This is a genomic window from Cedecea neteri (assembly GCF_000758305.1).
Taxonomy (GTDB): domain Bacteria; phylum Pseudomonadota; class Gammaproteobacteria; order Enterobacterales; family Enterobacteriaceae; genus Cedecea; species Cedecea neteri_C.
This window is the reverse complement of sequence record NZ_CP009458.1, coordinates 2990399-3015746: the sequence shown is the minus strand read 5'-3', so window position 1 is coordinate 3015746 and position 25348 is coordinate 2990399. Positions and strand designations below refer to the sequence as shown.

The following is a 25348-nucleotide window of genomic DNA, read 5'->3' as shown; positions in this document are numbered from 1 at the left end:
CATTTTTACTCTGAATACTTCGCACTGCGGCCTGAAGTATGACGAGTATATGGTAGCGCTCAAACGCCCTGGTGGTAAGTCTGGCAGTCCTAATTCGCGTGTCGTTGCTCACTATGCAGGCAATCCGGAAGTTTTGTGAAGCCAGGCCGCATTTTGCCGACTCGCTCTTTTACTCGAATATGACAGAAATGTTACAACCATCTGGCAACTCACTGGACAACTAACGCATGTAAGGAATAACAATGAAAAAACGCGTATTAGCCTTCTGTATTGCCGGCCTGTTCTCTTCTACGGCTTTTGCCCTTGCACCTCCGGGAAATGATGTCACCACCAAACCCGATCTTTACTACCTGACCAACGCTCAGGCCATTGATAGTCTGGCGCTGCTGCCACCGCCGCCGGAAATCGGCAGCATTGCGTTCCTGAATGACCAGGCGATGTATGAGAAAGGCCGCCTGCTGCGCACCACCGAACGCGGTAAACTGGCAGAAGAAGATGCCAACCTGAGCGGCGGCGGCGTGGCTAACGCTTTCTCCGGCGCGTTTGGCTCGCCGATAACCGAGAAAGATGCGCCGGAACTGCACAAGCTCCTGACCAATATGATTGAGGATGCAGGCGACCTCGCCACGCGCGGCGCAAAAGAAAAGTACATGCGCATCCGCCCGTTTGCCTTCTACGGCGTACCAACCTGTAACACCAAAGAGCAGGATAAGCTGTCGAAAAATGGTTCTTATCCGTCCGGGCATACCTCAATTGGCTGGGCCACCGCGCTGGTGCTGGCCGAAATCAACCCGCAGCGCCAGAACGAGATCCTGAAACGCGGGTTTGAGCTGGGCCAAAGCCGGGTGATTTGCGGCTACCACTGGCAGAGCGATATTGATGCCGCTCGCGTCGTGGGGTCTGCCGTAGTTGCCACGTTGCATACCAACGCAGCCTTCCAGCAACAGCTGCAGAAAGCGAAAGACGAGTTTGCGAAACAGCAGAAGAAATAAGACGTGAAGTCCCTGCCGGGGAGATGCCCGGCAGGATAACGCTCAATCAGAAGTGAGAGACGAATGCAGAGGTGTCCGGGGCGCTGATGGTCGTCGACGCTTTCAACTGCGGCGTGCCGAGGTAGAGGAAGCCCACCACTTTGTCCTGCTCACGGCCACCCAGTCCCTCGCGAACCATGTCATTTTCTGTCCACGCGCCGCTGCGCCAGATGCCGTTAAAGCCCTGAGCCACCGCCGCCATCTGCATCGCCATCACCGCACAACCTGCGGAAACCACCTGCTCCCACAACGGCACTTTATGATTAGCCTCACAATGCGCGACCACAGCAATGATTTGCGGGGCGCGGAACGGCGATGTACGCGCCTTTTCAACGCTTTTTTCGTCCATGCCGGCGGCAATGGCCGCTTTTTCTAAAAGCTGAGCAAAGCGCTCGCGCCCTTCCCCTTCAATAACGATGAAGCGCCACGGCTGGAGCGTACCGTGGTCCGGCGCGCGCATTCCGGCACGCAGAATATTTTCCAGCACTTCACCTGCCGGAGCCGGTTCGACCAGACGGGACGCGCTACGGCGGTTAATCAAAAGTTCAAGTGCATCCATTTAAAAGCCCCTTACTGACATGAAATGACTGGCAAAGCGCGGAGGTTGCCCCAGTCCGTTAAATGATTTTCATTCACAAAATTAACACAGCCGTAGTTTTTGTTACAGCACCGCCCCGATTTCCTGCTGACATTTCCTCGCCCTCTCTTTAGGATAGCCTTTACTTTCGCCGCTTTAGCCAGCTTCATTGCGGCGTGCGGGTAATACCCCTGTTGAAGGTTATGGAGAAAACATGCGCACCATTGGGCGATTTATTAGCGGCTTTTTTAAGTGGACCTGGCGTCTGCTTAATTTCATTCGGGAATTTATTCTCAACTTGTTCCTTATCCTGCTGATCCTGGTTGGGGTCGGCATCTGGATGCAGGTAAAAAGCACGCCAGCGGAGCCAGCACGAGGTGCGTTGCTGCTGGACATCACCGGCGTGGTGGTAGACAAACCGTCGGTCAGCAATAAGCTGGGCGTGATTGGCCGCCAGCTGGTGGGCGCCAGTTCCGATCGTCTGCAGGAGAACTCCCTGTTTGACATCGTCGACGCCATTCGTCAGGCAAAAGATGACCGCAATATCACCGGCATTGTGCTGGACCTGAAAGATTTCGCCGGGGCCGATCAGCCGTCAATGCAGTATATCGGCAAAGCGCTGCGCGAATTCCGCGACGGCGGCAAGCCGGTTTATGCGATGGGCGACAGCTACAACCAGAGTCAGTACTACCTGGCAAGCTTTGCCAATAAAATCTGGCTCTCGCCGCAGGGCATGGTTGACCTGCACGGGTTCGCCACTAACGCGCTGTATTACAAAACCCTGCTGGATAAGCTGAAAGTCTCGACCCACGTCTTCCGCGTCGGGACCTATAAGTCAGCGGTTGAGCCGTATATCCGCGATGATATGTCCCCTGCCGCACGCGATGCGGACAGCCGCTGGATTGGCGAGCTGTGGCAAAACTACCTGAACACCATCGCGGCAAACCGCCAGATTACCGCTCAGCAGGCTTTCCCCGGCGCTCAGGCGCTGCTGGATAACCTGCAAAAACTGGGTGGCGACACCGCAAAATATGCCCTGGACAACAAGTTGGTGGACGAGCTGGCAAGCAGTGCAGTCGTGGATAAGGCGCTGGTGAAACAGTTCGGCTGGAGCAAAGCCAACAAAGACTTTAGCTACACCAGTATTTACGACTACACCGTGAAAAAACCGTCTGAGCAAGGTGATGCCATTGCGGTGATCTTCGCCAACGGCGCGATCATGGACGGGGAAGAAACCCCAGGCCAGGTCGGCGGCGACACCACGGCGATGCAGATCCGTGAAGCACGTCTGGATCCGAAGGTGAAAGCTATCGTCTTCCGCGTAAACAGCCCTGGCGGCAGCGTCACTGCGTCCGAAACCATTCGTGAAGAGCTTGTCGCTGCGCGTGAAGCCGGGAAGCCAATTGTGGTTTCAATGGGCGGCATGGCGGCATCTGGCGGCTACTGGATTTCTACTCCGGCGAACTACATCATCGCCAACCCAAGTACGCTGACCGGCTCGATTGGTATTTTCGGCGTCATCAATACCGTAGAAAACACCCTCGACGCGATTGGCGTGCATACCGACGGTGTATCAACATCACCGCTGGCCGACGTGGCCGTGACTAAGAAGCTGCCGCCTGAAGTGCAGCAGATGATGCAGCTCAGCATCGACAACGGCTACAAGCGCTTCATCGGCCTGGTGGCGGCGTCCCGCAAGAAAACGCCGGAGCAAATCGATCAGATTGCTCAGGGCCACGTCTGGACCGGGGAAGATGCCAAAGCTAACGGCCTGGTAGACAGCCTGGGTGATTTTGACGATGCCGTTGCCAAAGCCGCCGAACTGGCGAAGCTGAAAAGCTGGCACCTGGCGTTCTGGCAGGATGACGCAACCTTCACCGACATGGTCTTTAACGCCATGACCGGCTCGGTACGCGCCGCACTACCTCAGGCCATTCAGGCTTACCTGCCAGCCCCACTGGCCGATGCCGCGCTGGCGGTCAAAGCCCAGAATGACAAATTCGGCACCATGAACGACCCGCAAAATCGTTACGCCTTCTGCCTCACCTGCGGCGATGTGCGTTAATTTACTCACATGAAGCAAAGCCCGGTTAAACCGGGCTTTTTTTTTCCGCCATCCTCTCTATACTCTGCCGCAAATATCGAAAGCCTCGAGAAACCCCATGCAAAAGAAATCCATCTACGTTGCCTACACCGGCGGTACTATCGGGATGCAGCGTTCAGAACACGGCTACATTCCTGTTTCCGGCCACCTGCAGCGCCAGCTGGCGATGATGCCTGAATTCCATCGCCCGGAAATGCCGGACTTCACGATCCACGAATACGATCCGCTGATGGACTCTTCGGACATGACGCCCGAAGACTGGCAGCACATTGCCGACGACATCAAAGCCCACTACGACGAGTACGACGGTTTCGTGATCCTGCACGGCACGGATACCATGGCGTTTACGGCCTCGGCGCTCTCCTTCATGCTGGAGAATCTCAGCAAGCCGGTGATCGTCACGGGGTCGCAGATCCCGCTGGCAGAGCTGCGTTCTGACGGGCAAATCAACCTGCTCAATTCGCTGTACGTGGCGGCCAACTACCCAATCAACGAAGTGACGCTGTTCTTCAACAATCGTCTCTACCGCGGGAACCGCACCACCAAAGCCCATGCCGACGGCTTTGATGCCTTTGCCTCCCCTAACCTTGCGCCGCTGCTGGAAGCCGGGATCCACATCCGTAAGCTGAATACGCCCCCAGCCCCGCACGGCGAAGGCGAGCTGATTGTTCACCCGATCACGCCGCAGCCGATTGGCGTGGTCACCATCTATCCAGGCATTTCTGCCGATGTCGTGGGCAACTTCCTGCGTCAGCCGGTGAAAGCGCTGATCCTACGTTCTTACGGAGTGGGGAATGCCCCGCAGCAGGGCGCGTTCATTAAAGAGTTGCAGGAAGCCAGCGCGCGCGGCATCGTGGTGGTTAACCTCACGCAGTGTATGTCGGGCAAAGTGAACATGGGCGGCTATGCCACCGGCAACGCGCTGGCGCAGGCCGGCGTTATCAGCGGGTTCGATATGACGGTAGAAGCGACGTTAACCAAGCTTCACTACCTGCTGAGCCAGGGCCTGGATGCTCAGGCGATCCGTGATGCGATGTCGCAAAACCTGCGTGGTGAACTCACTCCTGACGAATAAGGAATGCCAATGGCGCAAAGTGCGTTGCTGTTGATTGATTTGCAAAACGATTTTTGTGCCGGTGGCACGCTTGCCGTCCCGGAAGGTGACAGCACCGTCGAGGTCGCTAACCAGCTTATCGAGCTGTTTCACGCCCGCGATGAAAGCGTGGTAGCAACCCAGGACTGGCACCCGGCAAAGCATGGAAGTTTCGCCAGCACACAAGACACTGAGCCTTTTTCTGAGGGCATGCTCGACGGCCTCGCACAAACCTGGTGGCCCGATCACTGCATTCAGAACAGCGAAGGGGCAAAGCTTCACCCGCTGCTGAAGGCTTCCGGCGTCGATAAGATCGTCTATAAAGGCCAAAATCCGGCTATCGACAGCTACAGCGCGTTTTTCGATAACGGCCACCGGCAGCAAACCGAACTGGATGCCTGGCTGCGCGAGCACGACATCCGCAGCCTTGTTGTGCTGGGGCTGGCAACGGATTTCTGCGTGAAATTTACGGTGCTGGACGCGCTGGCGCTGGGTTATGAAGTGACTGTCATCACCGATGGCTGTCGCGGCGTGAACCTGCAACCCCAGAGTAGCCTGGAAGCTTTCCAGGAGATGGCGGTTAAAGGCGCCACGTTAATGACTTTCGCCGATTTTACCTGCCAATAATTGTAGGGGCGGCACCCGCCCCACACTTTTGTATCGATTCCGCTCACAATCTACGCTTTTTTTGCTCGCCCTCACCTGGGAGCGCTCTCATAATCATATTCAGTGAATTTATTCAGCACGTTAGCTGATTTCGCTTTCCGCCGTTTTCGTCTGTTAAGCGTGGCCGGGGAGCTTTTATGTTGTGCCCGTCAAAGAGGAATCATTATGTCATTCACACGTAAAATGTTACCGCTGGTGGCCGCGGTGACGCTCGCCTGCAGCGGCGTTGCACAGGCTGAATCTTTGCTTTCCGTGGGTTACTTCAACGGCGGCGGCGACGTCACTGCCGGTCCGGGTGGGGATATTAATAAGCTTGATGTTCGCCAGATAACCCACCTCAATTACTCCTTTGGCCTGATTTATAACGATGAGAAAGGCGAAACCAACGAAGCCCTGAAAGACTCGTCAAAGCTGCACCAAATTTATCTTTCCCCGAAAGTTGTTTCTGACCTTGAAACCCTCCCGACACTGCGTAAACAGAACCCGCAGCTGAAAATATTACTGTCCGTTGGCGGCTGGGGCGCTCGCGGTTTCTCTGCCGCGGCTGCAACGCCAGAAAACCGTGCGGTGTTTATCCGCTCCGTGCAGGAAGTGATGGACAAATATGGCCTGGACGGGATCGATCTCGACTGGGAATTCCCGGTAAATGGCGCATGGGGCCTGGTGGATAAGCTGGACGCCGACCGGGATAATTTCACCGCTCTGCTGAAAGAGCTGCGCAAAGCCGTGGGCGACAAAAAACTGGTCACCATTGCCGTCGGGGCCAATGCCGAAAGCCCGAAAAGCTGGGTTGACGTAAAAGCCATTGCGCCGGTGCTGAACTACATCAACCTGATGACCTACGACATGGCGTACGGCACGCAGTACTTCAACTCGAATCTCTATGATTCGAAAAAGTGGCCAACCGTGGCCGAAGCCGACAAGTACAGCGCTGATTTCGTGGTCAGTAACTACCTTGCTGCCGGGCTGAAACCGCAGCAGATGAACCTCGGTATCGGCTTCTATGGCCGTGTACCTAAGCGCGCCGTAGAGCCAGGCATTGACTGGTCAAAGCCAGACGCGCAGAAAAACCCGGTTACGCAGCCCTACTTCGGCGAGCGCGAACTCGAGCTGTTTAAAACTGCGTTGGGCGTGGATCTGACGAAAGACACTTACGTCAAATACAACGACCTGGTGAAGAAAATGCTGAACGACCCGCAGAAGCGCTTTACCGAAGAGTGGGATGACGACGCGAAGGTGCCGTACCTGACGCTGAAGTCTGCTGAAGGGAAACCGCTGTTCGCCATCTCCTACGAGAATCCGCGCTCGGTGAAAATTAAAGCCGAGTACATCAAGGAGAAAGGCTTAGGGGGAGCGATGTTCTGGGAATATGGCGCAGATGACAACAACCAGTTGGCGAAGCAGCTTGCAGAGTCGTTGGGCATCGATCACGCTAAGTAGTTATTAGCAAAGAAAAAGAAGGGAGACCAGAGTGTCTCCCTTTTTTGTTTATTGCAGCTTCATCGTCACAAACGGCGCAGGCTCAATGCCAAACTCCGCTTTCAACTGCTGCTTGCTCTTCATCACCATCTGGCCGTTGGTGTCGATAGTCATGTGCTGCGCGTCCGTGTTGTGGCGCGCCTGCCACAGCATCACCAGTTGGAGACTGTTGTCTTTTTGCTCCTGGGTCAGCGCTACGCCATCAGGCCACTTTCCCAGTTCGACCGCGGTCGCCAGGCGTTGATAAATCTCTGGCGTCATCACGCTCAACATTTCATCCAGATTGCTCATTTGGCACCCCGTCGCGGAATAATTAGCTGAATCGATTCTTCAACCTTCAACCTGCTCACCGTTCTGCCCGTCGGTGAAGCTCAGAGAGGCCGAATTAACACAATACCGCTCCCCGGTCGGCTGCGGACCATCCGGGAACACGTGGCCCAGGTGTGCATCGCAATTACCGCAGCGGATTTCAACGCGCTCCATACCGTGAGAGTTATCGGTCAGATAGCGGATAGCATCCGGGCTGACTGGCTCGTAAAAGCTAGGCCAGCCGCAGCCTGAGTCGTATTTTGTTTCCGAAAGAAACAGCGGGGCTTCACACACCAGGCAGTGATAAATCCCGTCACGCTTGTTATGCAGCAAACGCCCTGAATACGGCGGTTCAGTGCCGTGCTTCTGGGTCACGTAGTATTGCATTTCGCTGAGGTTTTTCTTATTTGAATCAGGGGGTAATTGATTAGACATAGGCGTACATCTCGGTCAGTTCAATTGGGACAGCTCACGCCGCCATTCTAACAAAAAATTAACAACGCCGTGCTGCTTTTTGTTCTAAACTTAGCCCTGAAATTCTGGCACGGCACAAAGCGTGACGTGAATCACATTATTGTTGGGACTGGCGTTTAAAATCCCCCGCATCGTCCCCATTTGGATTTAAGCCCAAAAGGAAGCGTGAGGCGTTCAGTCGTACAAACCCTGGTCACAGGATTGATTTGTCGCAATGATTGACACGATTCCGCTTGACGCTGCGTAAGGTTTTTGTAATTTTACAGCCAACCTTTTATTCACTAAAAAATAGCTGGTGGAATACTATGACTATCAAAGTAGGTATCAACGGTTTTGGTCGTATCGGCCGTATCGTTTTCCGTGCTGCTCAGGAACGTTCTGACATCGAAATCGTTGCAATCAACGACCTGTTAGACGCTGACTATATGGCTTACATGCTGAAGTACGACTCAACTCACGGTCGTTTCAACGGTACTGTAGAAGTTAAAGACGGCAACCTGGTTGTTAACGGTAAAACTATCCGTGTTACCGCAGAACGTGACCCGGCTAACCTGAAGTGGAACGAAGTGAACGTTGACGTTGTTGCTGAAGCAACTGGTCTGTTCCTGACTGACGAAACCGCTCGTAAGCACATCACTGCTGGCGCGAAAAAAGTTGTTCTGACTGGTCCTTCCAAAGACAACACCCCAATGTTCGTTCGCGGTGCTAACTTCGAAAAATACGCTGGCCAGGACATCGTTTCCAACGCATCCTGCACCACCAACTGCCTGGCACCACTGGCTAAAGTTATCAACGACAACTTCGGTATCGTTGAAGGCCTGATGACCACCGTTCACGCTACCACCGCAACTCAGAAAACCGTTGATGGCCCGTCTCACAAAGACTGGCGCGGCGGCCGCGGCGCAGCTCAGAACATCATCCCTTCTTCTACCGGTGCTGCTAAAGCGGTAGGCGTTGTACTGCCAGAGCTGAAAGGCAAACTGACCGGTATGGCGTTCCGCGTTCCTACCCCTAACGTGTCCGTTGTTGACCTGACCGTTCGTCTGGAAAAAGCTGCTTCTTACGAAGAAATTAAGAAAGCAATCAAAGCTGCTTCCGAAGGCGCAATGAAAGGCGTTCTGGGCTACACCGAAGATGACGTAGTATCTACCGACTTCAACGGCGAAGTACTGACTTCCGTGTTCGATGCTAAAGCAGGTATCGCACTGAACGACAACTTTGTGAAACTGGTTTCCTGGTACGACAACGAAACTGGCTACTCCAACAAAGTACTGGATCTGATCGCTCACATCTCCAAATAAGTTGAGATGAGTATCTGATCCTAAAGGGCGACTTCGGTCGCTCTTTTTTTTGCCTCAAATCACCAGGACTAAGGAAAAAAGAAATGATTAATAAAATTTTTGCACTTCCGGTCGTCGAACAAATTACCCCTACCCTCACCCGCCGCGTCAACGATGAGCTGGACGTCATCGTCATTGATCACCCGCAGGTGCGGGCATCTTTTGCGCTTCAGGGTGCTCACCTGCTCTCCTGGCAGCCTGCCGGCGAAGATGAGGTGCTGTGGCTGAGCGACATCACGCCGTTCCATAAAGGCAAAGCGCTGCGCGGCGGCGTGCCGATTTGCTGGCCGTGGTTTGGCCCGGCGGAACAGGCTGATTTGCCAGCGCACGGTTTCGCACGCAACCAGCCGTGGACACTGAGCGCGCACAACGAAGACGCCAACGGCGTGGTGCTGACCTTCGAGCTGCATAACAATGCCGAGACGCTGAAGCTGTGGCCACATGAATTCACGCTTTATGCCCGCTTCAAGCTGGGCAAAACCTGTGAAATCGAGCTGGAAGCGCACGGCGAGTTCGAAACCACTTCCGCCCTGCATACCTACTTCAACGTCGGCGACATTGCGGATGTAAAAGTCAGCGGCCTGGGTAATCCGTACATCGATAAAGTGCTGAATGAAGCCGCAGGCGAGCTGACTGACGGCGTACAAACCTTCCCGGACCGTACAGATCGCCTCTACCTCGCGCCGGAAGAGTGCAGCGTCATTCACGATGCCAGCCACCTGAAGCGCACCCTGAACGTGGTTCATCACCATCATTACAACGTGGTGGGCTGGAACCCTGGTCCGGCCCTGTCCGTTTCGATGGGTGATATGCCGGATGACGGCTACAAAGCCTTCGTCTGTGTAGAAACCGCCTGTGCGTCTAAAAAGCAGAAAGCCAGCGCGGAGAAACCGACCCGTCTGAGCCAGACCATTAGCGTGGCGAAGAAAGGCTAAGCGGTTTTCACCAGCTTAGGGCAAAGGCGCCAAGCCTCTGCCCCATAAAAAAGCAAACGGGGCGCGAGCGCCCCGTTTTAGTGCGTAAGTTGCACCAATTAGAAGCTGTAGTTCACACCCGTCAGCAGCACACCGGTCCAGTTGCTGTCGACCATTGGGCTGTCGGTCACTTCTTTGGACAAACGCATATAGCGGCCCATACCGAACACGTTCCAGTCTGCGTTGAGCTTATAGTTGACGGACAGCTCAACGTACGGCGACCAGCTGTTACCCGCGTCATACTCGTTCAGGCCGCTGCGGTTGGATTCCTTGCCGCTCACGCCGTAGTAGTAGTTGTTTTGATTCTTGCTGTCCCACACGATACCAATCCCCGGCGTCAACGTCAGGCTATCCGCATTGTAGCGATACAGCCAGGCGGTGTCCCAGGTGATGCCGTTGCTGTTGTCGAGGATGTCCCCGGCCAGCACGGTACGCAGGAAACCATAATCGGTGTTATGCACCCAGGACAGACCGGCCATCACGGTAGAATGACGGTAATCCAGCGCACGCATGCTGTCGTAGTTGCTGTCTTTCGGCCTGAAATGCAGCGGCGAATAATAGGCGGTCACGGACAGCTTATCGGCTTCATCATTCCACAGATAATAACCCGCGTTAAAACCACGGAAGTAGAAATTGTCACCTTCATAGCCCAGCAGAGGTGCCGGGTAGACGCGGTTCTGGTCACCTTTGTAAGGGTTTGGCGAAACCAGCGCCCCCGCACCGATAGACCACGGGCCCTCTGCGTGCGCAGCGGTAACGGAGGAGGCAAGCAGTACGCCTAATGCGAGAAGTTTGAATTTGGTCACAATCCTTTCAGTCCTTTAATCAAATAATCAGCGCTGGAAGTGTAACCGCCCTTGGCTCCCATCCCAAATAATTTACTTAGCCACAACCTTCAACCAACTTATTAGCTTCCCGCAATCAGATGACGGCGGATTTTCAGCTTTATGTCAGCCAGATGAAAGCGAACCCTGTCGCTTATCTCAAATACGAAATTTTTAGGATGAGTTATTGATATGTCATTGAAATTGAGCGTTGACCGTATGCAAGTTTTGCAAATGCCATCTACGCTTTATTTTAGGAAGGTGAATCGCTGAGACGGCAGCGTGAGCGCCCGGTTTCAACCTGGCACAAGGGTTGCTGTTCATTTAGCAGACGTCTTCCGGGGAGCCTCTATTACACATACCAACGGCTCTTTAACCTGTGCTAAAAACGAAAGGACGCATTCCTAAATCAATGGGAACATTGAAACCGATGTAAAAAAAGAGGCCATTTGGCCTCTTTTTATGTATCAACCCTTTGGTGGGAACGGATCATTCCCATGAGAATCTTTGTCCCTGATTTGTCCGTTCGGGCGATGAATTACAAGCTCACTTCCTTGATTCCGTGCAATTGTACGTCCTGCATCAATTGCTTCTTGTTGAGTATGGTGTGTAGAAGTGACACGACCATTACCCTCACCGCGAACAGCCCACTCTCCATTATGTGGAACAACGTGCTGGTTCTTACCCATAACAATTACCTGCTACATGAAGTACACCATATGGTGCCATTATTAATTATAGATACTATATGTTGCGTTTCGCTTGCATGTAGATCACATTATTTGTACTCAACCGTAATCTGCGAAATTCGCAGCCCAAGTATAAGAGCCTGTAACAGCCTCTGAAACTTTGATCTTACCGAATGGTGGATTGCCATAGTCAATATCAAATAGTTCACTGGTGGAGTACTGTAAAACATCAGCACAAATCCGTTCAGCCTCTGGAAAAATCCCTTGACCTGTCATCACGTATTCAGGATTGAGTTCTACGCACGTTATGTGTTCTGATCTATTACGTTGCCATTGGTCGAACGATATCCGCCCTATTCCCGCACGTAGTTCAATACACCTGCCAGTACATCCAACATCGATTATAAAATCCCAACTAAGCATTTCAGGAGTGAAGAAAGCACCAGTAGATCCGATACCATCCCCTGCGTAATTTAGTAGGATGAATTCTTTACCATCATGTGTTAATAGTTTATCTGAATGAACTAAATCCATTACCTGTTGATGTAGTTTAGTTTCCTTTTTAGTTAGTCTTGCCATAAAATACCCTTGTACACTTGTTGTAGTGATATTTATTGTCGTATGACAAGGCAAGCATACGAGCATCTATTAAGTTATAAAACACACTTTTCAATCAATACAATGGAATCTATATGAAACTGCTTCTACCAGAACTGAATTATGGCCAAGGATTTAGTTTTAACAATGATATATTTGGGAGAAAGCGATTAAGTAAGCAGCTAGAAAGAATAATATCCATCTCTGAGGATGACGGGCTAGTAATTGCACTAGATGATAAGTGGGGGAATGGGAAAACCACATTTTTAAAACTATGGGAAAATGAAATAATTACAAATAATGAATATGAAGTGATTTATTTTGATGCCTTCAAAAATGATTATCAAGAGGATGCATTTTTAGCTCTTGCTTCAGCGATTTATCCATCAATTAAAAGTCCAGAAAAGAAATCAAATTATATGAATGCCGCAAAAGAAATTGGCAAACTTCTTTGGAAGCCGGCATTAAGAATTGCTACAAGAGTTAGTACTGTTGGTTTAGTGAAAGGTAGTGACTTTGAAGAAATTGGTGAAGTTATTGAAGAAAATGTAAATGACCAAATTGAGAAGATTATTGAAGAAAAACTACAAAAAGCAGAAGAAGAGAAAAATATCATTGATACTTTTAGGGCCTCTATAGAAAAAGTGTCGGGTGATAAAAAGATAATATTTATCATAGATGAGTTAGACAGAGCTAGACCAGATTTCTCTTTAGAATTACTGGAAAAAATAAAACATATATTCAATGCTAAATCTGTATTTTTCATTCTAGCAATGAATAAAGAGCAGTTTACAAAAACCATCCAAAAAAGGTATGGGCAAATAGATGCAGATATCTATTTAAATAAATTCATTCATTTTTGGTTCACATTACCAAAGCTTGAACAGAGATTCGATAAAAGCACTACTTATGAATTTATAGAATATCTCTCAAGAGAACTGAATTTAAAAATGAATGGTGATTTTAAATATGCAATTAGCACACTTAAAAACTTGCTTAAACTCAGTAATTGCTCATTACGTGAATGTGAACGTTGTTTTTCTATATTAATAATTTCAAGTTCAAATGAATTAAAGTCATCTGAGGCTCAGCAGGTATCAATTGCCATAATCTCGTATCTAAAAATAATAAAGCCAGAGACATTCAAAAAAATAGAAACAAACTCCGCCTCTGCTGAGGAAATATTCAAAGCGATCAATAAAGATAATATCACGGAAATAAGTAAAACATTTATAGAAAAGGTAATTTATAACAGCACATTATCTGAACAAGAAATGGTCAAAATGGGCGTCATGCCAATTTATGATGATTGGCATGAATTGAAAAAACCATTGCAATGTGCATTACGAAACTTCGAAGATATTCTATAACATCAGAAACTCATTAGAATACCATAATGGGTATTTTTAATTTCTCAGTCTTAAAATTACAAAAAAAGGTACTTGTGGAACTGCCATGAATAATTTATTGAATTTATTTAAATTTTCGTTAGCGTTTTCCTTAACGTTATTTATAAATGCAACTATAGTGTATGGACTATTGCGTGCAGGGTTAACAACATCAGGTGCACTTGGTGTTTACGCTTTAATACTTACAGTGCTTCCAGGTTTTACTACTATTAAGAAAAGACTACAAAATATAACTTTCATGGGAAAGGACATTGATCTTATATTTTTATCTTCTATAGCAGTAGGATTTATAACTGTTCCCGTAGCAGTTTTTGACACATCAGTAGCATGTCCTGATCGATGGGGGTATGGGATAACAGGTGCATTATTATCATTAACAATTATTTGTTCTGTGCTAAAAAACAAAAAAGCCCCATAAGGGGCTTTCTTAACTTCCACCAACCATGATCAATAGCACCTGCATAAGTTGCCCCAATGGAACTTGTATTACTACAATCCCAAAAGCGTCAAGTACTGGTACTATGATCCAGTTGTATAGGATGATTGCAGTAATCACGAATCCTAGAGCATTACGCCAGTGAAAAGACGTTCGCTCGATTTCTTCTTTGTTTACTTCAATCTGCCCTTCGGCATTGGTCTTACTTACTTCCTGTTGAATGGTTTGTTTCTTGATGAAAAAATCCATTCCCTTAGATATAAGACCTAGTATTACTGTTAGCATTTATTCAATTATCCCTACGCAGTAGGCATATACTCGCATCCCCTTTACGAATAACTCTGTTTTACCTAGTACTACTACGTTGAATTCCATTTCGCGTAGTTTCCATGTGTAGCTATCCCCAACACGCAAGGGTTTACTACGTTCAAACATCACATTCATATGCTGATTGCTAGTATAGCCAGTTTCTTTTAGTTTTTTTCTTACGTGTTTACTCATAAACATATTATGAATTGGTTTACTATTAGCCATTGGCGTATGACTATCTAGTGTAATATATGGCGTTTCGCCTTCAAAATGTTCTTCCATACTCATTGTTTTATTACCTTAAATGATCCTTTGATATCTGAAATTACTAATCTTGCCCCTTTCTCTGCTTCATTATAGAAGTCATAGATAATCTTACTGACCCTGACCCCGAATATGCTCCAGTCATAATCAGGAATAACCGGCCTCATGTTGGCTGCATATTCTTGCAACCGACAGACTTCTCGGCAAATTCAGATGGCGTCATCCAGCCCAGCGCAGAATGGGGACGTCTCTGGTTATAGTGTATGCGCCAGGCCTCGATTTTGCACCGTGCATCCTCCAGGGACATGAACCAGTTCTCGTTCAGACATTCCTGCCGCAGCCTGCCATTAAACGACTCCACAGTGGCATTGTCCGTCGGTGTTCCCGGGCGTGAGAAGTCTATACGGATCCCTCGTTCATATACCCATTTGTCCAGCATTTTCCCTGCAAATTCAGAGCCATTATCGGTTTTCAGTAATTGTGGTAAGGACCGTCTGAGCGCAATGGTGTTCAGCATCTCTGCGACCTCCGTTGAGCGCAGATTCTGGCCCACGCAGATCCCCAGACATTCGCGGGTGTAGAGATCAATTACCGTCAGCAGACGTAACCGACGCCCGTCAAATAAGGCGTCAGAGACAAAGTCCATGCCCCAGATATGATTCGGATACAACCCCTGAGGCTGGGGCTGCCGACGCTGTGCCGATTTATTCCGGCGCGGGCGTTTGAGACGCAGGGACAACCCCTGCTCACTGTAGAGCCGGTAAATGCGTTTATGATTATCCCGCCAGCCCTCCCGCCTGAGCATGACGTGAACCCGGCGGTAGCCATAGTGGACCCGGGTTTCGGTGATCTCCCTGATACGCAGGCGTAGCGCACTGTCGTCTGCTGCCACAGAACGATAGCGGAAAGAGCTGCGGCTGATCCGTAGCGCAAAACAGACCTGCCGCTCGCTGGCCCCGTAGCGTGCCTGCAAGTCCCGGACCCATTCACGCAGACGCGCCAGCGTCAGGTCTTTTTTGCCAGTACATCCTGCAGCATGGCCTTGTCGAGGCTCAGATCGGCAACCAGCTTCTTCAGCCTGAGATTCTCTTCCTCAAGCTGCCGCATGTGCTTCAGCTCCGAAGGAGAAATCCCGCCGTATTTCTTGCGCCACGTATAGAACGTGGCATCGGAGATGCCCAGTTTGCGACAGACGTCCGGCACGGACGTCCCCAGTTCAGCCTGCTTCAGGGCAAAAACAATCTGTTCTTCGGTGAATCGTGATTTTTTCATCGGCACCACCTCCGTTCAGGGAGTGTAGATCATGCCGGAATTCTGTTTCTGAATGGAGCAGGATTTCGGGTCAGGGTCAGAAGTTAACCCACCCACCAGAAGAACCATCCCCAGGTGCATTTGATAAGAATATGTTCTTATTGCCACCACTTGTTGTAGTAAGTCCTACTACTTGACCTTGTGCGGCGATAATTGAAGAATTAGCAGTGATACCGCCAGAGGCTGATAATGTTCCTGGTACTATTAATTTCCCATCTTCATCTAATTGCATGTAAGCATTTTTTCCATTCGCACTAACATGGAATGTCATCTTACCTACACCATTTTGTACTTCATGGTATAATCGACCTGAACTTGTAGTAGCACCAGATGTATTTGCAATGTTAAGGGTTAAAATACCACTGTTAGCTACACCAGAGGTTGTAAGATCTGCACCAGCGAATGTTGGTGTATTATTTGATCCTAGACCTAAGTTAGTACGAGCACCCACCGCATTAATACTACCAGTACCACCACCCGTAATAGGTAATCCAATTGGATTTCCATTACTGTTTTGGAAACCTATATCACCACCATTACCAATAACTAAACGTGTATTATCTGGTGAAGTTAGTAGTGTGAAACTATTATTTTGAATTAGACGATCTACTTGTAAATTTGTACGAGCGGAAGCAACATTATTAGCACCAGTACCACCACTAAGAATTCCTAATGCAGTACCTAAAGTTAGTGAACTTGCGTTAACATTCATTAGGGACATTAGTTTAGTAGCAGGATTAAAACTAAATGCAATATCTGGGCTACCAGTACTGTCTGGTTGTAGACGAATAGAACCACCGTTAGCTACTAAAAACCAATCCTTTACGCCAGCTTCGGTAAATTTGATTGTCGGACTAACAGAAGCAATTGATAGTGGGTTTGATGCAGTACTATTAAATCCTCCAGAGGTTGAAGAAATATAATTTAGCACTGCCTGTCCACCAGTAATATTAACTGCATTTGAATTCTGTAATGCCATAGTTCCTAAACCTAAGTTAGTACGTGCGGCATTAACATCACCTAGATCACTTAGATTTTTATAAACTACTAATTGTTTTTCATTAGTAACATTACCCAAACCTACATCAGCACTATTAATTACGACATTACCAGATAGAGCCTTACCATTTACCGTAGTAGTTTTTGGTACTAGGGTTGCCGCAGTATCACTAAGTTCTGTTTTGGTAGCAAGTGGTGCCACTGCATCACTAAGTTCGGTTTTTGTTGCCAATGGTTGTACAGCATCAGATAGATTTTGTTTTGTCGCATAATTGCCACTTAGATTATTATTGATATCAGTTAGTTTACTATCAACTTCACCAGTACTATAAACATCTAGGTTTTTACGTGCTGTGATTACACTTGTTACATCACTTAGATTTTTAGAGGCTACTAATTGTTTTTCATTAGTAACATTGCCTAAACCTACATCAGTATTATTAAGTACGATATCACTCGTTAATGCCTTACCATTTACAGTACGGCTAAGTGGTACATACTGATTTGCAATCTGTGTTGCTGTTAGTATACGAGTCCATGCGGTACTTGTGTTCATCGCGTAGATGTTTAGATTACCTGCCTTTGAGATAGCAAGCTTACATACACTACTCATATCTACAAGACCTATACCCAACATATCAGCCCCAACGGGATTGTCTGTCTGATCTGCTGGAACCTTGATAAAGCTGTTACCATCTGGGGTAACTGGTTCGTACTGTGGTACGTCTACGCCGTTTGAGCCAACACCAAATGAACCTTCATAGAGTGGCTGTAATGCATTGATTGTGCGTAGTTCTGAGATAACATCTAATGGTGTAAATGTGTACACCTTGTTCACTACAGAATCTTTATCACCAGTGGTTGAGGTTGCAGTGATAACCCCGCTTACGATTGCATAATCAATAGTCCCATCAGTTTGACGATAGTTAAGAATTGATTGAAAATCCTTGCGACTCTTTGCCATTGAATCTAGGAATACAGTACTTTCCTCAGTTGGTACATAGTGAATTACAATATCAAATGGTTCTACGTCTTTGTTAGATAGTAGTACTGTCTTATAGTTACTGTCTTATAGTTACTATCATATGTTTCATAGTCCAATTGAGTATTCTTAAATGTAAGCGTTGGCATTTCTGCTAAATTAGATATTTCTTTTACACTGGCACCCATTGGTACGTTATTTGCGGGATCGTCACTGTATAGTAGTTTGAATAGATTCCCTGTTATTAGTTGAGCCATGTTATTTCCTTTTCATTGTTGCTTTAATATTTATTGAAAAGGCTAAGGAAACACTACCGGTTACTGGATCTGTTACGATATCTGATTGTTCATATGAATAACCTAATAGTACAATGCCAGCATCTACAAATGCCTGTGCCTTTAATGTATCGAATGTAGTAATGATTTGATCATAGGTAACACTCGGTGCTGTATTCTTTGATTCTGGTTTAGGGCTAACTAAGTACTGTACTGTGAAGCTCCCAACCTGACGAGGTAACACCGAATAATCAATACTTTCAAAATCAAAATTAAATGCAACCTCTGCGAATACATCAGCATCACGTGAAACAGTTAATTCCTTCGTTGATGTGATTAATCCTTTAAATGTTTTTCTAACTGTGCTTACTAAGTCCATTAGTAATCCTCCGCGAAATGTTGCCCCTCTTCACTGCGGTAATAGATATCAACCATACCCGAAAGATCATCAACAATATTGTATACTTCTTTATTTACTCCGCGAATGATTAGGATAGTACCTACTTGTACTGTTAGTGTGTCGTTCTTTTTTGCCGTGCAATATGTTTCATAACCTTCAATGAAGTTTCCAGTACCCGTAGAAATGGTTACGGGAACCTCTTCAAGAATCGCCTTGAATTTGGTTCCCGTAGAGGTTTGGATCATTTCACCGAAAGCATTTAAAAACACATCACTTTGTGAGTTAGTAAATGCTCTCATAATTATTAAGCCGCTAGTTTAACAACTAGGAATGCTTCTTCATGTGCTACTGCATGGTCGATATACGCGAAGGTACGTAGTACGATGCCTTGTGATGCACGTAGAGTAGTATCATCGCGATCTACACTTAGGCCACCCCATGAACTAAGAATGACATTAGAGAAGTCACCGAAGATAATAGAACCTGCTGCAACTTGAGTAGACTCAATTACTTTTACAGAATCACATAGGTATGCGTCAAAGCGATAGCCTTCAATCATGAATTTAGCAGCAGTGTTACCACCAACTAGGGTAGAACGTAGTACAGCAGCGGTAGTAGGATGCACGATAGCAACAACTTCATCGATACGTACATTAGCAGCAGCTAGTTTAGCTAAAGCATCTTGTACTGCTTTCTGATCAATAGCAGCCGCTAGAGTTTCAGTAGGAGCAACTGCAACGATTTGTGCTAGGATTTCTTTTTCTAGTTTTAGACCAGCACCACGTACCATTGCATTTTGTACATAACGTTCTGCGGTATCAGCAGACTTAATTAGAGTACGAGTGATTGGAACGGAACCACTAAAGGTTTTTGGTTTTAGTACAATCTTTTCAAAGTTAGCATCAACTAGAGGGCTATCCGCACCTTCTTCAATGAATGCAAACATTGCGGTGAAATCAGAAGATAGTTTTGGTAGTACTAGATTACCTTCACCTTCAAGACCTGAATAAGTTTGAATAGGTAGTTGTGCAAATACAGAGTTAGCACGTAGTACATCGATGTATGAATCTACATACACTTCTTTAACTAAAGCACCACCAGTAGCAGGAGCGGTAGAGGTTGCACGTAGTTGGGTTACTGGTACTTCAACGCGAGCACCTTCGAATGGTTTTCCTTCGGCAGCTTGACGAATAAGACCATTAATTACAGATTTTTCCATTTTGTTTTCCTTAACGTTAGGATTTTTGTTATTTGTATTTAGTGAACGTTTGAAATCAGTAATTGAAATTCCGTTTTCAATTGCTTCTGATACGTCAACTTTTAGTACAGCACCAATAGATTCAAGTTCGCGTTTACGTTCTAATTCTGCTTCATCTTCCATTTCTGGTTCATCAGCATCATTATCAGTATCGATATCGCGTGTATCTTCATTTTCTACTGGATCATTACTATTTAGTGTTTCTGGTTCTACACCATAATTTTTTAGCTTAGCTAATAGATCTGGACGCTTTGATAGCATCTCTTCTAATTCACCATCACTTAGTTCAATGTTTGTCACACCACCATTTTCATCATTAGCAGTAACTAATGTTTCTTCAATATCGTATGATTCGTTATCTAGGCGGGTTTCTTCCATTCCCTCTTGTTCTTCCATGAGTCTTTCCTCTGTAGTAGTTTCATTACTACTATTTAGTGTTTCGTCCTCATGGGCTTCTTGTAATTCATCTTCTAATACATCACGTATAATACTGTCGCCCATTGAACGACCAATACCAACGGTGGCATCAGCAGGTACAGTTACTAACGAGATTTCATAGATTTCATAATTAGTGACAATAATATTATTGCCGTCCATGCGGTAATCGTAGATGTTATACCCGATGGATACATGACTTAGGATTCCTTCCTGAATCATTCCCCACATGGTACTACCTAATCCTACTTGTGAAATTTGTAGGGTTGCACGACCTACGCGATCAGAATCCATCTGTGCTGATACAACGGCACCAATTAATTTATCGCGATCGTGATTGAATAGTACTGCACCCTTATTATTAAGGCGGGATAGGTCTACGTTTTCTTCGCCACATAATAGGATTTCATAATATAAATCATCATTAATCATTCTACTTACTGGTACTTCACTACAGAATGCAACTTCTACTGTATTAGTATCGGCATTAATCGCCCGTACTGGTACTGTTAGTTCCCTCTTCTGGTTGAGTTTCTTCAATTCCATTTGAAACGTTTTCCTTATTTTGTATTTCCTTTTCTTTTTCTATCTCTTCTAGGGTTATGCGTGGATCACCACCCATTTCACTAATGATTTGAGTTTTAGATTTTAGCCCTGCATCAAGTAGCATAATTTCGGCTTGAATATCCTTAGTAGGATCTAGAGAAATTGGTTTTACTGGAATGTAACGAGCACAAATAGCATCATCAAAATCAGAGAATGAAATATTCAAACTACTACTATTTATCATTTCGTTCTTCATCCACTCAAGATAGATTGGTTTTAGTACACGACTGATTAGTACATTACTACGAGTTCTAAAGGTTGTTGCCTGTAGGCGTTCGGCTAACTTGGCTGCACTAAATGAAGCATCAGCAGTACTACCCATTAGACTTTGTTTAGTGACGTTTAGACCCATTGAAATTTGATCCATTAACTCACTAGTAAATTCACCGATTTTATCAGCACCATTTGAAGGGCTTACAGTTTTGATATCCTGGTTTTTACCCAATTCAAATACTGCACCTGCTTCAAGATATTCATTGTAGGTTGCCGTGATATCAGACTCACCCGCGATTAGTTCTACCTGGTCAGTATCGTTATTGTTATTAGTAATATAAGCAGTAGTACTAGCTGAAATTCGTTTGGCAATTAATGCCGCCTCAGTGAAGTTCTTCAAATCTTCCATAGTCTTACTGGTACTAATCATATCTGGTACGCCTCGTTCCTGACCTTGTTGGTCTGGTATGAAGTAATGACAGATTTCATTAGCTGGAATGATTTCAAATGCTGTTGCGTTGTATGTGTACGTGATCGGATTATAAATGCAGAAATAATAATTTACTGGTTTGTGACACTGGTTAAACTCAATACCATTTGAAATATAGTTTCCGTTGTCTAAAAATTGGTTATTCAATTGAGTTAGGCGAGCACCATCAATGATTTCAAGTTTAATAGCATTATTTACATTATGAATACGGATAAAACATTCACCATCCTGTACACGTACTTTCTCTACTGTCTGTTGGAAGATATCGAACGTCATAGAACCATCGAGACTAAAGCGATCTGGATCATAAGCCCAACGGTCAAAACGTTTTTCTAACGTATGGCTTAGGTTCTGTAGTTCGTCTGGTGTTAAACCCTCAATTGTTGGCGACGGTTTAATGTAAACGCCCTCTGCCCCTACTACGCCATCTACCGAAAGGTTCATGTACTTACGGCCTAGAGGATTCTTTAGTACTGCCTCACGTGAAGCATTACGCCAATCACTAAGGAACCATCTAATCAAGTTGTTGATATTTTGCGAGCCAGTACCGGCGGTAAAACCAAAGTTAATGACTGGAGTACTCATTCCACGCACGGCCTGTAGATCACGCTTTAGGTTAGTTTGAGGTTTATCAATTAATCTTTTCTGACTTGGTTTTGCTTTTGGCTGCGGCTGTTGCTGTACTGGTTGTTCTTTCTTTTTCCAAATCATTATCGTGTACCCCATCTGTTAGGATAATTAGGATCACGAAACACGGTAATACTCTTGATTGGCTTCCCATTTCCATTTACTGGTTGATCATTCATACTCGCCCAAAGAGCATTTGCACGTTTGATATAACGAATACGCATATTTTCAAGATTAGAAAGTGTTTCACTAATTAGAGTTTTATTATTAATTGTTGCTGAGTAAACACCACCACCAGCTACGCGAGCTTCAATCACTGCATCAATTTCTTTGATTAGATTAACTAGCTGTGAATATTCACTTGTGTATTTAGCAGGGTTGATTATTTCAGATACAAAGTTTGTTGTTTTACTACCGCTAATCTGTACACAAAATAGTTTGTCATTACTATCAGTCATATCTAGTGTAAGGGTAAAATCCTTTTGCACTGAATACGAATTAGTGAGAGTAATTGAATTACCCCCACTTAGATAGTTAACAACTAATGTAGTACTGGCGGGGAGTGTTATCTTTTGATCATATGGCACTGTTAGCATATAGATCTTTTCTGGTAAAATATTTGCCATTTTAATTTCCTTACTTACCGAACCAGTTATTGCCATCTCTACGCCTTGTAGTTTTGGTTGCTGGTTTTGAAATCGGTTTGGTTTCTTCCTTATTTATTACTGGAGTATTTATTACCTCTGGTGTTTCAATACTATTAACTGTAGATTTAAATTCACGTAGTTTTCTATATGGCTTTGTAGTTCCTAATTTACTCACTGCAAATTCACGTGCTATCAATGAATAACAAAGACAGTCCAAGGTTTCGTTCCTCTTCTGCCCTTGCTTCAATCGCCATTGAAGTTTACCGCCTTTGGGTTTTAACTCTTCACTGGTTAACTGCTCAAAGTAATCATGAGGAATGGAACTACTGAAATGTAGTCGCGTAGGTGCAAGTTCTGGTTCATCACTCAATAGATGGTTAAGTAACTTACGGATCGTTAACTTACCTTCATGAACGTTTAGTACCTGTAGCTTGTAACCAGCCTCTGTTGATTTCTTAAACAATGGCGATGTAGTCGAGCTGGAACCTTTGATAGGATGATACTTAGACCAGCGAGCCGTAAAGCGTTTCACTGTCTCTGTTGCGTTACCATTACTGGAGTCAACAAACACGGCAAGTGTCGGTACTGTTCGCCCTATTGCTGTCTTGAAGTTCTGGCGGCAAAACTTATCTAAATCTTTCCATGCTGTAGCCTCAAGCTTTGTACAGTCGTGACTATAGAAAAACTCATGACCACATACCCAGGCATTCTTATCGTCAAATGCAAGTACTGTAGCTTCTAATCGGTCAAGCTGTTGATCGGCTCCGATTACAATACCTAATGCTTTTTCGGGTATGTTATGAATAGTAAATGAATTATCCTTTGTTTGTTCTAACTGGATAATATCTAATTCTTTTGCATATTCATCTTCCCAGACCTCACCCAATTCATTATTCATGAATGTTTGAAGATTGAATGAGTACAAAGCATCTGCGTACTTACTTACCATTTCTTCAATAGTATTCAATGGTGAGTACATGCGGCTGATTTGATAACCTACTACACCCTTTTCACCATTGGGATTTGTTGCAATCCAGCGGCCTTTATTTACCATCTGGTGGCGTGTGTGTTCGTCTATGTGCTCATTACAATGAGGACAAACTAACTTTGCAGTAGTTGAATCTGGAATCGCTCTACCGTTTTCAATTTGTTTGAATTGAAATTTAACTTGTTCCCATTCAAACTTGTATTCGTGACCGCAAGTATGAGTAACAAACCAATAGCGTTTATCTGAGAGATTAAACTCAGAATTAATTAAATCATTCTTGAATAGTGGAGTGCTGGCAACTACTACTAATGAATCATCACCAAAGGTTGATGTACGTGCTTCGGCTAATTTAATTGGATTACCCTCTTCGGTAATCTCAACATTTGAAACTTCATCCAATAGAACGGTACTGCAAGTAATACCACGCAAGTTACCTGGGGTATTAAGGTTCAACCAATAGATGAACGTACCATTTTTTAATTCTGTTTGTTTGGCATTGTTCGCTGCGTTCTTATCGCTTTTATCTGTGACTAACTTTGACAGTGCTGGACTCGTTTCAACGGCTGGCATGAATTTACCTAATCGAAACTTTTTAATCTCGTCAGCACTACTTGAAGCAAAAGCAAAGTTAGCAGGATCATTTGCCATCTTATTAAATGCTATTGCTGTCATTACTTGAGTTTTAAGTAATTGTGAACATGCCTGAATAACTATCTTTTTAGTACTACGATTTTGAGCTATATCCATTGGTTCGCGTTGAAAAGCAAATGGGATAAAATCAAGTCCCATACTTGGACCATCAACAAGTTTAACTATACCTTGTGATATCCACTCAGAGGTTTTCTGAATCTTCGGCGGTTGAATCGTTGGTAGTACTCTCCGAAGTAATATCGTTAATTTCTTTTTGTTCTTTTTGTTCTTTTTCTGGTTCTGTTCCATGATTTAGTATTTCTTCATCCTCCGGTAATTCGAATTCCATTTCGCCTAATTGATATAAATTGGTATCAATAGTTTCGCGTAATTTGTCGCGTAAATCTTTTGCATCTTCCATTGCAAATAGTTCAAGATAAATTTTTGATGGAATAGAACGAATGGTGTTTTTAATTTGATATAGATATTCTGTTAGTACCTGTTCTACATATTCAGTACTGACAATAGTATTTTCCTTTTCGGCTAATTCAAATTCTGCTAAACTAGCTTCTGCTTTTAGTTTCTTTAGTCGCTCTTGCTCAATCTGTTCTTTGATATCGGTTTCTCGTAGTGGTCTTAGTACGTTCTCTACAATCCACGTTCTTGTTTCTGCTTCTGTAGAGTTCTCACCACATGGCATACCTTTATCTCTCCATTGACGTACTGTGGATTCGTCATAGCCATATTGTTTAGCCAATGCGTTTAAGCTAATTGGTTTCATAAAAAATTCCTTATGCATGTTTTATGCATTATTTATTCAATTTCGGTTCGGGTATGTATTAGTTTTTAAAATATATTTAAAATAATGCGTGGCCGAAAACACGCCCACTTTGGGGTAGATGCGGAGTACCT

At 45.7% G+C, this 25348-nt stretch carries 26 protein-coding genes; 9 read left to right on the top strand and 17 right to left on the bottom strand.

The features are described 5' to 3' along the window. Positions 1 to 242 precede the first annotated feature (242 nt). A complete protein-coding gene (phoC, locus tag LH23_RS14180; protein ID WP_039292247.1) occupies positions 243 to 992 on the top strand; it encodes an acid phosphatase PhoC in 750 nt (249 codons plus the stop codon). Between the two features lie 46 nt (positions 993 to 1038). Here phoC and LH23_RS14175 read toward each other — a convergent pair whose 3' ends face one another. Beyond that, complete coding sequence (locus LH23_RS14175; protein WP_039292245.1) at positions 1039 to 1590, bottom strand: NAD(P)H nitroreductase; 552 nt, start codon at positions 1588 to 1590, stop codon at positions 1039 to 1041. A 232-nt stretch (positions 1591 to 1822) separates the two neighbouring features. Between LH23_RS14175 and sppA the strand changes: the two genes are divergently transcribed. From sppA to LH23_RS14155, 4 genes are all read left to right on the top strand, one after another. Next, positions 1823 to 3673: a signal peptide peptidase SppA gene (gene sppA, locus LH23_RS14170; RefSeq protein WP_039292243.1), complete on the top strand. Its 1851-nt coding sequence runs from the start codon at positions 1823 to 1825 to the stop codon at positions 3671 to 3673. A gap of 97 nt (positions 3674 to 3770) precedes the next feature. After that, complete coding sequence (gene ansA, locus LH23_RS14165; RefSeq protein ID WP_039292241.1) at positions 3771 to 4787, top strand: asparaginase; 1017 nt, start codon at positions 3771 to 3773, stop codon at positions 4785 to 4787. 9 nt (positions 4788 to 4796) lie between these two features. After that, positions 4797 to 5432, top strand: a complete 636-nt coding sequence (gene pncA / locus LH23_RS14160) for a bifunctional nicotinamidase/pyrazinamidase (protein ID WP_039292238.1) — start codon at positions 4797 to 4799, stop codon at positions 5430 to 5432. A gap of 204 nt (positions 5433 to 5636) precedes the next feature. Beyond that, positions 5637 to 6911 carry a glycoside hydrolase family 18 protein gene (locus tag LH23_RS14155; RefSeq protein WP_039292233.1) on the top strand — a complete coding sequence of 425 codons (1275 nt, stop codon included), beginning with the start codon at positions 5637 to 5639 and terminating at the stop codon, positions 6909 to 6911. Between the two features lie 48 nt (positions 6912 to 6959). On the opposite strand, the gene LH23_RS14150 is transcribed toward LH23_RS14155, so the two are convergent. Next, a complete protein-coding gene (locus tag LH23_RS14150) occupies positions 6960 to 7241 on the bottom strand; it encodes a YeaC family protein (RefSeq protein WP_039292230.1) in 282 nt (93 codons plus the stop codon). Between the two features lie 39 nt (positions 7242 to 7280). Further along, the gene (gene msrB / locus LH23_RS14145) at positions 7281 to 7694 is read right to left on the bottom strand and encodes a peptide-methionine (R)-S-oxide reductase MsrB (RefSeq protein ID WP_039292227.1); all 414 of its coding nucleotides are present in this window, start codon (positions 7692 to 7694) and stop codon (positions 7281 to 7283) included. A gap of 344 nt (positions 7695 to 8038) precedes the next feature. Between msrB and gapA the strand changes: the two genes are divergently transcribed. Beyond that, a complete protein-coding gene (gapA, locus tag LH23_RS14140) occupies positions 8039 to 9034 on the top strand; it encodes a glyceraldehyde-3-phosphate dehydrogenase (RefSeq protein ID WP_008456666.1) in 996 nt (331 codons plus the stop codon). Positions 9035 to 9117: 83 nt separating this feature from the next. After that, positions 9118 to 10008 carry a D-hexose-6-phosphate mutarotase gene (locus LH23_RS14135; protein WP_039292224.1) on the top strand — a complete coding sequence of 297 codons (891 nt, stop codon included), beginning with the start codon at positions 9118 to 9120 and terminating at the stop codon, positions 10006 to 10008. Positions 10009 to 10106: 98 nt separating this feature from the next. Here the strand turns inward: LH23_RS14135 and LH23_RS14130 are convergent, their stop codons facing one another. The 3 genes from LH23_RS14130 to LH23_RS14125 form a co-directional block, all read right to left on the bottom strand. After that, the gene (locus LH23_RS14130; protein ID WP_039292222.1) at positions 10107 to 10853 is read right to left on the bottom strand and encodes a MipA/OmpV family protein; all 747 of its coding nucleotides are present in this window, start codon (positions 10851 to 10853) and stop codon (positions 10107 to 10109) included. A gap of 485 nt (positions 10854 to 11338) precedes the next feature. Beyond that, positions 11339 to 11560, bottom strand: coding sequence for a DUF2188 domain-containing protein (locus LH23_RS23495; protein ID WP_071842728.1), 222 nt, complete (start codon positions 11558 to 11560; stop codon positions 11339 to 11341). 99 nt (positions 11561 to 11659) lie between these two features. Further along, positions 11660 to 12139, bottom strand: coding sequence for a methyltransferase (locus LH23_RS14125; protein WP_039296710.1), 480 nt, complete (start codon positions 12137 to 12139; stop codon positions 11660 to 11662). 113 nt (positions 12140 to 12252) lie between these two features. On the opposite strand from LH23_RS14125, the gene LH23_RS14120 reads away from it, so the two are divergent. Together LH23_RS14120 and LH23_RS23990 are read left to right on the top strand one after the other, a co-directional pair. Further along, on the top strand, positions 12253 to 13527 hold the full coding sequence (locus tag LH23_RS14120) for a KAP family P-loop NTPase fold protein (RefSeq protein WP_039292219.1): 1275 nt from the start codon (positions 12253 to 12255) through the stop codon (positions 13525 to 13527). Positions 13528 to 13612: 85 nt separating this feature from the next. After that, entirely contained in the window at positions 13613 to 13984 is a 372-nt protein-coding gene (locus tag LH23_RS23990) for a hypothetical protein (protein WP_156108040.1), read from the top strand. Between the two features lie 9 nt (positions 13985 to 13993). Here the strand turns inward: LH23_RS23990 and LH23_RS14115 are convergent, their stop codons facing one another. The 11 genes from LH23_RS14115 to LH23_RS14060 form a co-directional block, all read right to left on the bottom strand. Next, positions 13994 to 14251 (bottom strand): 3TM-type holin, encoded by a 258-nt coding sequence (locus LH23_RS14115; protein ID WP_231560127.1) that lies wholly within the window; start codon positions 14249 to 14251, stop codon positions 13994 to 13996. Positions 14252 to 14287: 36 nt separating this feature from the next. Then, positions 14288 to 14599, bottom strand: coding sequence for a hypothetical protein (locus LH23_RS14110; RefSeq protein ID WP_052050241.1), 312 nt, complete (start codon positions 14597 to 14599; stop codon positions 14288 to 14290). 139 nt (positions 14600 to 14738) lie between these two features. Beyond that, positions 14739 to 15847 (bottom strand): IS3 family transposase gene (locus LH23_RS14105; protein WP_374733224.1). Its coding sequence is split into 2 segments (ribosomal slippage): positions 14739 to 15586 and positions 15586 to 15847, totalling 1110 coding nucleotides; the frame shifts between segments, so codons are not numbered across the junction. 76 nt (positions 15848 to 15923) lie between these two features. Beyond that, a complete protein-coding gene (locus LH23_RS23985) occupies positions 15924 to 17849 on the bottom strand; it encodes a hypothetical protein (RefSeq protein ID WP_156108039.1) in 1926 nt (641 codons plus the stop codon). Between the two features lie 276 nt (positions 17850 to 18125). Further along, positions 18126 to 18521, bottom strand: a complete 396-nt coding sequence (locus LH23_RS14090) for a hypothetical protein (protein ID WP_039292210.1) — start codon at positions 18519 to 18521, stop codon at positions 18126 to 18128. Next, positions 18521 to 18841 carry a hypothetical protein gene (locus tag LH23_RS14085; protein ID WP_039292207.1) on the bottom strand — a complete coding sequence of 107 codons (321 nt, stop codon included), beginning with the start codon at positions 18839 to 18841 and terminating at the stop codon, positions 18521 to 18523. The genes LH23_RS14090 and LH23_RS14085 overlap by 1 nt, the downstream gene beginning before the upstream one ends. A 5-nt stretch (positions 18842 to 18846) precedes the next feature. Further along, positions 18847 to 20781, bottom strand: a complete 1935-nt coding sequence (locus LH23_RS14080; protein WP_039292204.1) for a phage major capsid protein — start codon at positions 20779 to 20781, stop codon at positions 18847 to 18849. Then, the gene (locus LH23_RS14075; RefSeq protein ID WP_039292201.1) at positions 20723 to 22255 is read right to left on the bottom strand and encodes a phage portal protein; all 1533 of its coding nucleotides are present in this window, start codon (positions 22253 to 22255) and stop codon (positions 20723 to 20725) included. Before LH23_RS14075 ends, LH23_RS14080 begins: the two co-directional genes overlap by 59 nt. Further along, positions 22255 to 22797, bottom strand: a complete 543-nt coding sequence (locus tag LH23_RS23105) for a hypothetical protein (protein ID WP_052050237.1) — start codon at positions 22795 to 22797, stop codon at positions 22255 to 22257. Before LH23_RS23105 ends, LH23_RS14075 begins: the two co-directional genes overlap by 1 nt. Before the next feature lie 10 nt (positions 22798 to 22807). Continuing rightward, positions 22808 to 24745, bottom strand: coding sequence for a terminase gpA endonuclease subunit (locus tag LH23_RS14065; RefSeq protein ID WP_039292198.1), 1938 nt, complete (start codon positions 24743 to 24745; stop codon positions 22808 to 22810). Next, on the bottom strand, positions 24639 to 25217 hold the full coding sequence (locus LH23_RS14060; protein WP_039292195.1) for a terminase small subunit: 579 nt from the start codon (positions 25215 to 25217) through the stop codon (positions 24639 to 24641). Before LH23_RS14060 ends, LH23_RS14065 begins: the two co-directional genes overlap by 107 nt. Between the last annotated feature and the right edge of the window lie 131 nt (positions 25218 to 25348).